This is a genomic window from Paenibacillus sp. PK4536 (genome assembly GCF_028594455.2).
GTDB lineage: Bacteria > Bacillota > Bacilli > Paenibacillales > Paenibacillaceae > Saccharibacillus > Saccharibacillus nuruki.
In genome coordinates this window covers 2,067,380-2,080,110 of the sequence record NZ_CP126313.1, presented here as the reverse complement: position 1 = coordinate 2,080,110, position 12,731 = coordinate 2,067,380, and the positions used below count along the sequence as shown (strand labels likewise).

General features: G+C 38.1%; 15 protein-coding genes. 4 read left to right on the top strand and 11 right to left on the bottom strand.

The features are described 5' to 3' along the window. Positions 1–119: 119 nt before the first annotated feature. Entirely contained in the window at positions 120–662 is a 543-nt protein-coding gene (locus tag PO903_RS09510; protein ID WP_273593251.1) for a recombinase family protein, read from the top strand. 60 nt (positions 663–722) lie between these two features. Beyond that, complete coding sequence (locus tag PO903_RS09505; protein WP_137221342.1) at positions 723–1,145, top strand: VOC family protein; 423 nt, start codon at positions 723–725, stop codon at positions 1,143–1,145. A 112-nt stretch (positions 1,146–1,257) separates the two neighbouring features. On the opposite strand, the gene PO903_RS09500 is transcribed toward PO903_RS09505, so the two are convergent. The 8 genes from PO903_RS09500 to PO903_RS09465 all read right to left on the bottom strand — a co-directional run bounded on the left by PO903_RS09500 (position 1,258) and on the right by PO903_RS09465 (position 7,018). Next, positions 1,258–1,932: a deoxynucleoside kinase gene (locus PO903_RS09500; RefSeq protein ID WP_069326800.1), complete on the bottom strand. Its 675-nt coding sequence runs from the start codon at positions 1,930–1,932 to the stop codon at positions 1,258–1,260. Further along, the gene (locus PO903_RS09495; RefSeq protein WP_069326801.1) at positions 1,910–2,551 is read right to left on the bottom strand and encodes a deoxynucleoside kinase; all 642 of its coding nucleotides are present in this window, start codon (positions 2,549–2,551) and stop codon (positions 1,910–1,912) included. The genes PO903_RS09500 and PO903_RS09495 overlap by 23 nt, the downstream gene beginning before the upstream one ends. An 84-nt stretch (positions 2,552–2,635) precedes the next feature. Further along, positions 2,636–3,028 (bottom strand): response regulator, encoded by a 393-nt coding sequence (locus PO903_RS09490; RefSeq protein WP_069326802.1) that lies wholly within the window; start codon positions 3,026–3,028, stop codon positions 2,636–2,638. Between the two features lie 124 nt (positions 3,029–3,152). After that, positions 3,153–3,830: a Na-translocating system protein MpsC family protein gene (locus tag PO903_RS09485; protein ID WP_069326803.1), complete on the bottom strand. Its 678-nt coding sequence runs from the start codon at positions 3,828–3,830 to the stop codon at positions 3,153–3,155. 176 nt (positions 3,831–4,006) lie between these two features. Then, the gene (locus PO903_RS09480; protein WP_069326804.1) at positions 4,007–4,687 is read right to left on the bottom strand and encodes a Na-translocating system protein MpsC family protein; all 681 of its coding nucleotides are present in this window, start codon (positions 4,685–4,687) and stop codon (positions 4,007–4,009) included. A 145-nt stretch (positions 4,688–4,832) separates the two neighbouring features. Then, positions 4,833–5,240: a response regulator gene (locus PO903_RS09475; protein ID WP_069326805.1), complete on the bottom strand. Its 408-nt coding sequence runs from the start codon at positions 5,238–5,240 to the stop codon at positions 4,833–4,835. Positions 5,241–5,361: 121 nt separating this feature from the next. After that, on the bottom strand, positions 5,362–6,036 hold the full coding sequence (locus PO903_RS09470) for a Na-translocating system protein MpsC family protein (protein ID WP_069326806.1): 675 nt from the start codon (positions 6,034–6,036) through the stop codon (positions 5,362–5,364). 211 nt (positions 6,037–6,247) lie between these two features. After that, complete coding sequence (locus tag PO903_RS09465; protein ID WP_175425135.1) at positions 6,248–7,018, bottom strand: SDR family NAD(P)-dependent oxidoreductase; 771 nt, start codon at positions 7,016–7,018, stop codon at positions 6,248–6,250. Positions 7,019–7,391: 373 nt separating this feature from the next. Between PO903_RS09465 and PO903_RS09460 the strand changes: the two genes are divergently transcribed. Then, entirely contained in the window at positions 7,392–8,603 is a 1,212-nt protein-coding gene (locus PO903_RS09460) for a stalk domain-containing protein (RefSeq protein WP_502921685.1), read from the top strand. A gap of 153 nt (positions 8,604–8,756) precedes the next feature. Then, on the top strand, positions 8,757–9,338 hold the full coding sequence (locus PO903_RS09455; RefSeq protein ID WP_273593249.1) for an LOG family protein: 582 nt from the start codon (positions 8,757–8,759) through the stop codon (positions 9,336–9,338). A 75-nt stretch (positions 9,339–9,413) separates the two neighbouring features. Here PO903_RS09455 and PO903_RS09450 read toward each other — a convergent pair whose 3' ends face one another. The 3 genes from PO903_RS09450 to PO903_RS09440 all read right to left on the bottom strand — a co-directional run bounded on the left by PO903_RS09450 (position 9,414) and on the right by PO903_RS09440 (position 12,667). After that, positions 9,414–10,598: an MFS transporter gene (locus tag PO903_RS09450; protein ID WP_139129221.1), complete on the bottom strand. Its 1,185-nt coding sequence runs from the start codon at positions 10,596–10,598 to the stop codon at positions 9,414–9,416. A 186-nt stretch (positions 10,599–10,784) separates the two neighbouring features. Then, positions 10,785–11,816, bottom strand: coding sequence for a Gfo/Idh/MocA family protein (locus PO903_RS09445; RefSeq protein ID WP_273593248.1), 1,032 nt, complete (start codon positions 11,814–11,816; stop codon positions 10,785–10,787). 14 nt (positions 11,817–11,830) lie between these two features. Further along, positions 11,831–12,667, bottom strand: a complete 837-nt coding sequence (locus PO903_RS09440; protein WP_273593247.1) for a sugar phosphate isomerase/epimerase family protein — start codon at positions 12,665–12,667, stop codon at positions 11,831–11,833. Positions 12,668–12,731: the final 64 nt, after the last annotated feature.

Sequence of the window (12,731 nt, the reverse complement as noted above, 5' to 3'; positions counted from 1 at the left end):
AGTCAGGATCCGTTATCTCACCCATCGATCTTAGCACAACAAGAACCAAAATGGAACCATTTTGGTTCTTTACTATGGTATAATTTAAGAAAGTCTTATTAGAGTAAGGAGCTTGTCGCATGTTAATCGGTTATCTACGACCTTATCAGGATGATCTTCATTGTCATCACCAGTTAGAACAATTACAGCAATACCCTTGTGACCAATATGTCACGGAAGAACATGCTTCCGCCAAAAAAAGAATAGCTTTGGAGCAAGTTATTCAAGCACTTCAGCCAGAAGATACTCTAGTAGTCACTAAGATTTTTGCTTTAGCTGACTCGACACGGCATCTTGCAGAACTACTTGATCAGATCACTAAACAACAGGCTTACTTGGTTTCTATACAAGAAGAGATTGATACACATACTGTAGAAGGCAAAGCTTTTTACAACAATGTCCATGCGCTACTACATTTTCAAAGTGATATTGTCAGTGAACATACGAAGAGAGGAATGTATGAAGCCAAAGAACGGGGAGTGAAAGTCGGACGACCTCGTAAGTTAGATGATAATGTGAGACGAGCGATTCAGATGTACGAAAGTCAGCAATATACTTTAGCTCAGATTCGGGATGAAACGGGCATTAGCAAATCGACATTATATCGGTATTTAGAAAATTAAATACTGTATTCATGTACCATCTAAATGTAACTGACATGATGTATAGGAGGCATTTCTATTATGATTCAATCTATCGTTCATATTGCATTAGTCGTCAAGGATTATGATGAAGCTATCGCATTTTATACGAATAAGCTTCATTTCAATGTAGTCGAAGATATTTATCAACCTGAACAAGATAAACGTTGGGTCGTCATTTCTCCGCCAGGTTCAGTAGGAACCACGATTCTTCTCGCAAGAGCATCCAAGTCTGAACAGGAACCGTTTATCGGGAATCAAACAGGGAATCGAGTATTCCTTTTTCTAAATACAGATGATTTTTGGAGAGACTATCATGATATGGTAGCCAATGGAATTGAGTTTGTTAGAGAACCTAAAGAGCAAGACTACGGCATGGTCGCTGTTTTCAAAGATTTATACGGCAACTTATGGGACTTATTAGAATTAAATAAAGATCATCCTATTGCAAAGCGTATCTCTTAAACAACAGATTTTTATGAAGCTGAAATGGGTTCAAATCGCATATTTGGCATCAAAAAAAGACTCTCGTTATGAGAGTCTTTCGTCTTTGCTAGGTGAGTTACCTCTATGTCTACTACGCTTGTTCCACTTGACTCAAATTCTTACTACGAGACAACTGAATTGCTTTACCTACTTCATGCAAAATAAAATCAACCGAAGCTGGATCATGAACATCGTATTGATCAATATTCAGACGTAACACCGGACATCCTGTAAATTCGTTAATCCACGTCGAATACCGCCCATGCATCTGCTCCCAGTAGGAACGCTCTGTCTCAATCTCCATCTGGCGACCACGTAGCTCAATTCGGCTCAAGATCGATGGCAGACTGCCTTCCAAGTAGACCAATACATCTGGATGCGGGAAATAAGGCGTCATGACCATCGCTTCGAATAAGCTTGTGTACGTCTCATAATCCGTAACAGACATGGTTCCTTTATCTGCATGCATTTTGGCAAAAATACCGGTATCTTCATAGATCGAACGATCTTGAACATAACCGCCACCTGCTTCAAAAATAGCTTTCTGCTCTTTAAATCGCTCTGCTAAAAAGTAGATCTGAAGATGAAAGCTCCACCGTTCGAAATCATGATAAAACTTTTCCAAATATGGATTGTGATCCACTTTTTCTAAAGATGTTTTGAAATTCAAGCGTTCTGCTAACACAGATGTTAATGTTGATTTACCTACACCTACAGTACCAGCGACAGTAATAAGTGCATTATCAGGTATGTTGTATTCGTTCATGTATAAGCTCCTTTAGATCAGAAGCAATCTGTGCGAAATGCTCCTTATTTTCCACAAAATCAATCAAATTACCATCAATCGTAATGATCTGAGTCGATGGTTCATTAATCGCAATCGAAGCCATCGCTTCTTCATAATCAAGAATCAATTGTTCCAAATACGCTGTATCCATCGATTGTTCAAAAGTACGTTCCCGCTTTTTGATGCGATATAATAACGTTTCTAGATCAGCACGGATATACAAAATAATATCAGGCTTAGGTAGATCATCGGTTAACAAATGGTAGATTTGACGGTATTTATCCCGTTGGACACCTTTCAGTGTACGTTCTGAAAAAATCAAATTCTTATAGATATGATAATCGGAAATAACAGGCTTATGATTGGCTATATATTGTAGTCCGGTATCTTCCAATTGCTTATAACGATTACAGAGAAAAAACATCTCTAGCTGAAAGCTCCATTCGTCGATATTCTCATAAAACTTACCGAGAAAAGGGTTTTCTTCTACAATTTCTTTGATAATCGAGATATTCATTTCCTGAGCTAACATCGTTGCAAGTGTTGTTTTACCAGCACCAATAGCGCCTTCTACAGCAATAAACGGGGTTTGTTTCATAGATGTGGATGTCCTTCCTGTTACAATAATCTTCAAACAGACTTATGTATTGTATCACAAGAAGAACGATTGTAGCTGTCTATGTTAAGAAGTTTTTTGCTCAATATAGGCTTCTAATAATTTGGCGAATCGTCCGATATGAATCGGCTTGGTAATATATTGTTCAAATCCAGCAGCTTTCCCTTTGCGAATATCTTCTTCCAGTACAAAAGCACTGATCGCCCATACGGGTATCGTCGATGTTCGAGAATCTGCTTTCAATTGAGTCAGACCTTCATATCCGTTCATGCCTAGAAAATGAATATCAGATAATATTAAAAAAGGTTGTGTTTGTATCGCCAATCCAATACCTTCTTGAATCGTAGATGCTTCTAACAACTCAACAGATGGCAATTTCTTTTTAATCAAATGACGCATCAGTAACATATTAACTCCATCATCTTCAATATATAGAATCTGGATTTTGGTAGGTTGCATGTAATCCTTCCTTTCTAAAAAAGAAAAAGCCGAAAAAGAGGTTGTTTCACCTCTTTTTCGGCTTAATTCCAGCGCATATATAATGTCTGTATCATTACCGTATATTTATATCGTTCAGTATTCTTTATTCTTCAAAAACATATACAACCATACTCTGATCACGTTCAAAGTTCCAATCCGCATACAGGTCGACTAATTTCTTTTGTAAAATACATTCCAGATCGACGTGTTGTTCTAACAACCGCTTTTCTAGTTTACGTTTGGTTGACTTCAATATATTTTCATAACCGAGATCAATTAATTCTTTTTCAAGTAATATGGTTATACCCTTTCGAAAGATAATTAACAATCTAGGATGAACCCACCAGGAGTCGATAAAAGCAGGTGTTTTCTGAACTTCAGCAGTTACTTTCATCACTTGATCATGGATTTCATTTTTCCCTTGATAATCTTCTGTCTCCATCCAGCTAGAACCGAACAAGCCAGCGATCACGCCGGAAGAATTGTGCAAACCCCAATCATAATACATATCTGTCACTTTCAGATCTAAATGGTCATTTAAAAACACTTTAAGCTCAGGTAACATAGATTTCATAATCAGTTCTCGTGTATAACGAAAAGCTTGTTCTTCCTCTTGGCTCAATAAAAATTCCTCTACCGGACTCAAAAAGTTCCGTAAATGAATCAAAATGCAGCGATCGGACAGAACAATATGTACTGATTCTGGTCCTTTACCAAAGCGTTTTCTTAGCATTTTACTAACAAAACTGGTTGCTTGGCTTACCAATTCATTGTATTGCATACCTTTGCCTCCATACGAATATACTCCATTTTGCTCTATCATTCACATGGAGTGTAAAGATCACAATACAATAAACTCAAATGTGCATATTCAATATAATGATATTCAAAAAGGAATTAAGATTCCCTTGCTAAAGTATTATAGCATTTTACGATGTTAACCACTAGCCCATTTCGTTATTCTTCAAACGTATACATAATCATACTATGATCGTTCTCAAAACTCCAATCCACATAAAGATCAGCTATTTTTTTGTTGAAAATAGGTTCGATCTGAATTTCCTGCTCTAATAACATTTTCTCGATTTTCCCTTTAGTCATCCGTAACATATTTTCATAACCCAGACCAATCAGTTCTTTTTCCAAAAGAATAGTGGTTCCTTTACGAAGAATAAACAATGTTTTGGAGTTGATCCACCAGGAGTCCATCCATGTCGGAGGTTTTTGCAATTCAGTCGTGGCTCTTATAATCTCACGATGTAATTCTTCTTTACCTTCATAGTCTTCTTGAGTAGCATTGAAATCATAATCCAGCAATCCTACAATCACTCCCGAAGCGTTATATATCCCCCAGTCATAGTACAGATCAACGACTTTTAATTCTAACTCTTCGGTCATAAAATTTCTAAGTTCAGGCAACATCGATTTCATAATCAATTCACGCGTATAACGAAAAGCTTGTTCTTCTTCCTGACTTAGCAAAAACTTTTCAACTGGACTTAAAAAGTTTTTGAGATGTAAAATGATACATTGTTCACATAAATACACAGATACCGCTTCAGGCCCCTTACCGAAACGATTTCTTAATAATTTTGTAGTATAACTTGTGGTTTGATTAATTAATTTTTTCCGATTCAATGATTACACTCCCAATATAATATCCCAGTTCCATTCCTAGATTTGGGTATGTTACATCATTTAGTATCTGTACAACGGCTATACAGATACTTGTACATCTGTTTAAAGTAAAAGATTTGGCTTGGCAAACATCATTCTTAGTTTACTAATTCGTATTTATAGTTCCAACCGTTACCGTATTTTTAATTAATTTCACTATTTTTTGTACATCATATGGCTTCGTAATATACTTTTCAAATCCTGCATTCAGCCCATTTTTGATATCCGATTCAAAAACACTTGCGCTAACTGCCCAGATCGGAGTAGGTTCTTGAACCATCCATGACTTAATTTCTTTCAAAGCTGTAAATCTATCTTGATCGGGTAATCCTATATCTAATAAAATTAACGATAATTTACGCTCTTTAGCAATCTCGATACCTTGTCTAGCCGTCGTGGCTTCAATTAATTTGAGCGAAGGTAACTTTTTCAAAAAGATATGACGCATCAAGGCTAGATTAATTTCATCATCCTCAATATAAAGAACCTCATTTTGTACTTGGTTCATATTCATCGATATGCCTCCTTTAAATAAAAATAGACCGAAGAAAAGGTAGTTTCACCTGTTCTTCGGCCTAATTTCAGCGCATAATCATGTCTGAATCATTACCGATCATATATTCTTTATCGTTATATTATTTAAACGTATACACAAACGTACTATGATCTAGATCAAAATCCCAATCAATATAAATATCCGCCAATTTTTTGTCAAACAATTGACCTAAGTTCGTATTTTTTTTAAGCAATCCTTTTTCTAACTTTCGTTTAGCGACTCTCAATTGCTGTTCATATCCCAATTTAAACAGTTCTTTCTCTAGAAGTATGGTTATACCCTTTCGAAAGATAACTAAAATTTTGGAGTTGACCCACCATGAATCAATATAAGAGCTTCTTTTTTGAACGATGGAAGTGACATCAAGTATCTGATCATGTGCTTCTTGTTTGCCATTATAATCTATAGGTTCTTCAAAATGAGCCGTATCCAAGCCAACAATAATTCCCGAAGCGTTATGAATACCCCAATCATAATATAACTCATCTACCGTTAGATTTAAATCCTCATTCAAAAAATTCTTTAATTCAGGCAACATTGATTTCATGATCAATTCACGAGTGTAACGGAAAGCTTGTTCTTCTTCTTGATTTAACAAAAATTTTTCGACAGGGCTAATAAAATTGTTGAGATGAAAAATAACGCATTTGCCTGTTACATAGACTGATATAGATTCTGGACCTTTTCCGAAGCGGCTTCTTAATAACTTGGTCGTATAGCTAGTTGCTAAACTAACCAGTTGCTGATCATTCACTAGACACGCTCCTACCTGATCCTATATCTATTCAGTTTCATTAATAAATATAGGTACTACCTTTATTTACAAACAACTTATTTTACAATTATAACCAACTTCTCTATCAAAAATATATTTATTAGAATAATTAGTTCTTTTGTACGCATAATATGAATAGTATGATCCACAACTTTTGCTCATCACTGTCTATGGTCTTATAAAGAATAGTTTAAATTGTAGGCATTACATTACCGCCAGTGACAGGAATATAAGCACCTGTAATATAACTGGCTAGATCAGAAGCAAGAAAAACTACAACATTGGCGATCTCTTGATCGGTTCCTCTGCGTTGCAAAGGTACCTGACGAATGTACGCACTATCTTGCCTTTCAGAAGGGTCTATGCCAAGATCACGCTCGCTTAATGTCCAACCAGGAGCGACTTGATTGACTGTAATCTGATGCTCGCCTATTTCTTTGGCAAGAATGCGATAAATCCCGTCCATACCACGTTTTCCAGCTACATATGCTGATTGCGTCGGTCCATTTTGCATCGCACATTCCGTATTAATCCCGATCATTCTACCGTATCGTTGCTCTATCATATGAGGAACGAATACTTTAGCTAGATGGACGGCTTGTAACACCGTTGTCTGGAATTGATCTATATAATCCTGCATATTTTGTTCTAAAATAGATGTCCATTCATACTGCGAAACAGCATTACCTACAACAATATCAGGCATAACGAAATTTGTCGATAATGTATGCTTCATTTGAACTACATCATCCATGTTCCCTATATCTGCTTGGACAATAAAAACAGAACGTCCTAGCTGCTGCAATTCTTGTTGTAACAACGAAGCTTGTTCTTGATTACGAAAATAATGAAGAATCAGATTAGCACCACTTTGAGCCAATGTACGTGCCATAACACGACCTAACTGACCTGTTGCTCCTGTGACTAATGCTGTTTTACCACTCAAATCGATCGCAATCATAACGTGCCTCCCTATACTTCTACTTTTAGCTTAATAGGTCTTAGCGTTGTGGCATAATTCATTATTTATACAGATGTTAGAAATTATAGTATAAAAATAGGATCAAGTCCAAAACCTATAGAAATGATGCTTAAACGATATAGTACGGAATTACTTTATTTGGTAAAATGATTAAGATTATCGTATTTTGCTTGGCAAAAATCATTTTTTTATTTTATGTTGCCAAACGCTTAGGTAAGATATTTTGCTTTGCAAAAATCATTTTTTTATTTGATTCGGTCGCGTTTATAGGGCCAAACGCTTAGGAGGAATGAAGTTGAATAGGATAGTTAAATTGGGGTTGTGTCATGCTTTGTTGATGGGTAGTCTTGTTATGCCTATATTGCCGTTTACCTCTTCGGTAGCTCAAGCTGCTACAAGTGGTGGGGTGAGCATTATGTTGGATGGGTATGCTTTACCTTTTCCTGTTCAGCCTGTCGCTATTAAAGGGACAACGATGGTTCCATTCCGTGCGATATCAGAAGCGCTAGGGATTAACATACAGTGGAATCAAGCTTCCAAAACGATTACAGCTACCAAAAAAGAAGCTTCTACTACTAAAAAAGTCGTTTTAACGATGGGCAGTACACAAGCTACAGTCGATGGCAGAACTGTTTCTTTAGCGTTAGCACCACAGACGATTAGTAACAATACAATGATTCCACTCAGCTTCTTCAGTCAGCAATTCGGAGCAGGTGTGCAATGGAACCAAGCTACGAAGACTGTCTCGATTACGTCTCCTCAAGAAGATCTGTATACGATGGGATTCTACGCATTATCTTCATATGATGAGCGTGCGATGATTCCTGATTTTGATACGATGGCATTTGGTTGGAGTCGTATTGATCTGAATGGGAAATTCACGATTGCTGATACAGGCAAAGAATATCGCTGGCCTCAATCCGCAGGTGCTGATACACCAGAGTCCATTATTCAGAATACCGCAACACAAGGCACTTCACCTTATCTGATGGTCTATGCTGTTGACGGACATGGCGAATTGACCAAGAATCTGGAAGATCTTACACTACAGCAACAAACGATCAAAGGTATTGTCGATACCGCTACACAAAAAGGATTTAAAGGAATTGTACTCGATTTCGAAGGCTTAGGATTAACCGGAGATAAGCTTCAAGCGCAGAAAGACTATAATGCATTTATCAAAAACATAGCTACTCAAGCTCATCAAAAAAATCTTAAATTAACCGTTGTGCTTCACCCACTTAATAGCTCTTATCAAGGATATGATTATCGCACTTTAGGTACGTTAGCAGATGATATTATTATTATGGCATATGCTTATGATAATGAAAAAAGCCCTGAACCCCTTGCCAAAGTCGATGAAGCCATCACATTAGCATTAAAACAGATCAATAAAAATAAGCTGATTCTAGGTATTTCTTTAGGTAGCGAAAATGCTGATTCGGTCAATTCCAAAATCGGTCTAGCCAAACGTTATGATCTCAAAGGCATCTCGATTTGGCGATTAGGTATTGTAGGTCAAGCTGCATGGAATACTATGCATGAATCTATCGAGTTTAATTGAGCTTAATATCTATTATTCAAAAAGCTTTTTCCTTATATTTAGGAGAAAGTTTTTTTATTTAAATGATTATAATACATCCATTCATTCTCACGTTGTTATATGTTATATTGATACCCGTACTTATTTTCAGATCAAATAAAAGGAGATGTTACAGTGAAAAGTATAGCTATATTTTGCGGATCAAATGATGGAGCATTATCCGCTTATCGAGAACATGCTATCGCTTTAGGACATGAGCTAGCTAATCGTGGCATTACACTGATCTATGGTGGGGCTAGTGTAGGATTGATGGGTGCAGTAGCTGATGCTGTTTTAGAAAAAGGAGGTAACGTGATCGGAATATTACCTCATTTTCTCCAGACTCGTGAAATCGCCCATAAACATCTGACTGAATTGATCGTTGTCGATTCTATGCATGAACGCAAAGCCAAAATGGCAGAAATGTCGGATGGATTTATCGTGTTACCCGGTGGTCCTGGTACGATGGAAGAATACTTCGAGATTTTTACATGGGCGCAATTAGGATTGCATGAGAAACCTTGTGGACTGATGAATATAGAGCATTATTATGATCCATTAGTTGCCCTTTTCAATCAGATGGCGAATCAACGATTTATGCAACAAAAGTATCGAGAAATGGTAATCGTCGATACCACTCCTGAAGGCATACTGGATCAATTTGCTCATTATAAGCATCCATCGGTCAAAACGTATCTGACTGAAGATCGTACATAAATAATGATGTATCTATAAAAATAAAGAAGCAGCATCGTCCCTATTCGGAATGATCTGCTTCTTTGTTAGATACCCTTATTGTTTTCTCCATCTCGCAATACTCCAGATGAGCAGTGACAACAGCATAAAGACTCCGCCGGATAGACTCACAGCACTCCAACCGCCGATTTTCCACATATAACTACTTACGGACGAGCCGATTGCTCCACCGAGAAATGTACTCACCATCAACACCGTATTCAGACGGCTACGTGCACTATCATTTAAAGCATAGATCCGAGCTTGGTTAGAAACTTGTGCTCCTTGCACGCCTAGATCCAGTAGGACGATTCCGATCATAAGACCAATTAAGCTACCACCCCACCAGCCGAAAAAGGCAAAGGAAATCAGCGTGATCGTTATCATACACCCTATAATCCATTTGGGTTGTATACGATCTGCGATACGTCCCACTACAGGAGCACCTAATGCACCGACCACGCCCACCAGTCCGAATAAGCCTGCAATCTGACTACTATAATGATAAGGCTCCCCTTCAAGGTAAAAGCTAAGCGATGTCCAGAACACACTAAATGAAGCAAAATTCAGCGCACCAATCAGTGCACCCTCACGTAGCACAGCATACTGGCGAATCAATCCACCCATGGATACGACCAGTTCGCGATATGTCGATTTCATCAATGGCTCTACATGAGGTAATTTACGTCGTAAAACGAGAAACAGGATGAACATTAAGATTGCTGCTATACCATACATCCAGCGCCATCCCCATGTGCCACCGATTAATCCTGAGATTGTTCGAGCTAGCAAGATGCCGAATAATAATCCACTCATCACGGTTCCGATTACTTTACCCCGCTGTTCTGGTGTAGCCAGTTGAGCTGAGAAAGGAACTAGAATCTGTGGAACAACAGTAGTCAGCCCTATCGCAAAGCTAGCAATATACATCCACACAATATGAGTAGAAACTGCCGCCGCTAACAGCGAGATCGTAACCAAAATCAACAAGGTTGAAATAAGCTTACGTCGTTCTCGAATATCACCTAAAGGTACAAATAGCAACATCCCTAACGCATATCCAATCTGTGTAAACGTAGAGATATATCCTGCTCGATCCCGACTAATACCGAATGAAGTCGCCATATCTGCAAGCAGTGGCTGATTATAGTATAAGTTAGCCACTGCTAACCCTGACGCAATCGCCATAATCCATAATAAACTTTGGCGGAGCACAAATGGTTGTGATTGTTCTGTATTCATAAGCGACCCCTTTATATTCATTTTCGCTTTATGATTATACCTTATAATTCAATTAATGATATTCAAAATTTGGTATATCCTTTTACAGTCCAAACAAAAAACTATATTCTACATAGCGCCATCTCAAACGCTATCTGAATATAGTTTTAATGATTCTATAATTTTGAATATGAAAATAATCGAGAATCAGGCTAGCACCTGAGCCACACTCACTTTGTCTCCTGCACGATCTGCTGACAACATCTCTGACTCAACCAATTGTAATGAATGAAGTGTACTTTCAGGTGTTGCTTGTGACATCGGTTGCCCCTCTATGAGACATTCTATAAAATAACGAAGTTGACGATAATATCCTCGATCTGATGATAATTCAGCAGTATAACCTGCACTATTATTCGGATTAACTTGCACCATATCGTTGATAAAGACAAGATTACCTTGTTCAAAATTGACCCGATAGCTCATCTCAAATCCATAATCCCCTTGTAGTGTCCAATCGACTTGGGCGTTAACGACTTTGCCATCTGCATAGATATAATTAGTCGATACCACATCATACCCACTACCCGGAACAACATTTCGTGCTATTGAAGAGACATGTTCGGGCAAGCCAAAAACCCACTGAATTATATCGACATCATGAATATGCATATCTAGCATCGCTCCACCACTACGCTCTTTCTCGACAAACCATCCTTTAGGTGTTGCTCCGCCACGGAAAAATGTAGCACTGATCACTTGCCCTAACAATTGCTCGGTCACCACTTTTTGTAAATATTCATAAGCAGGCCAGAAGCGCAGACATTGCCCGATCATCAACTGCTTCTGATGAGCATGAGCCGCATCTACCATTTGTTGACCAGCAGACGTATGAATCGCCATCGGCTTTTCACAGAATACATGGTATCCACGGGCAAGAAGATCGCAAGCAATCGGAGCATGCAGGTCTGTTGGTAAAGTCAGATCAATCACATCCAATGACTCATCAGCCAGCATTTTCTCCAGATCATCATATAAATGGTAAGCCGATAGATCCATTTCTGCGTGATCTGTATCTGTTGCTATATTACCTGTCACGTTCTCATACTTTAATTCTTCAATACGTATATCGCAAATGGCTACAAGCTGTACATCTACACCTTCTGCTGCGAGCCGAACATAATTTTCAAAATGCATATGTCCCATCATTCCAAAACCAACCAATCCTACTTTCACCATAATTGATTCCTCCTTTATGCTAAAATTGCATCCATTGAATAAGACGTATTGTAAATGATTTGATTCGAATGGTATTTGTAGGCAGGGATCATTTCAGCAGTCACGTAGTTGGTATAGCCTATTTTACGCAGAGCGGCAACAACAGCAGGATAATTAACATCACCGGCTAACAAATCAACAAACCCTGCAAGTCCACCCACTTCACGTCGATAGTCTTTGAAATGTACCTTTTTGATATATTGTCCTAGAATCGCTATCCAGTGTTCAGGATAACCTGAATAGACTACATTGCCGACATCGAAATAAGAGCCAACATAATTAGAATGAATCTCATCTAAAAAATTTTTCATTTCAAGCGGTGAAAGCAAAAACTTATTCCATACATTTTCAATACCGATCTGTACACCGACAGCTTGCGCTTCTTTGGACAATGTACTGATTGCTTCAAGTGCTCGTTCGTAGGCGATATCATAAGCAACAACAGCATAATCCGGGATAAAGTCTACTCCCACACCTCCGGGAATCACTAGAATCGTATCTACTTCTAGTGCAGCGGCTACTTCCAATTGCTTACGACAAATATCGATAGCTTGCTGACGAGTCGCTGGATCATCGCTAGTCATCGCATATTCCCAATATAGCCCTGTCGCTAATCCACTAATTTCTAAGCCTTCACTTGCCACTGTTTCACGAATCGCTGACAATTGTGAATCGGTAACATCTAGCCCTAGTTCTCCTTCAGCATTAAGTGACAATTCGATCCCTGCAAAGCCTGCATCTTTTGCGATATGTGCGCATTCTGCAATACTTAATTGATCCGAGAACGACCAGATATTAATTCCTTTTTTCACAATACCGCCTCCGATATATAGTTGTTAATTACGAAGTAGAAAGGCTATAGATTTATTGATATAT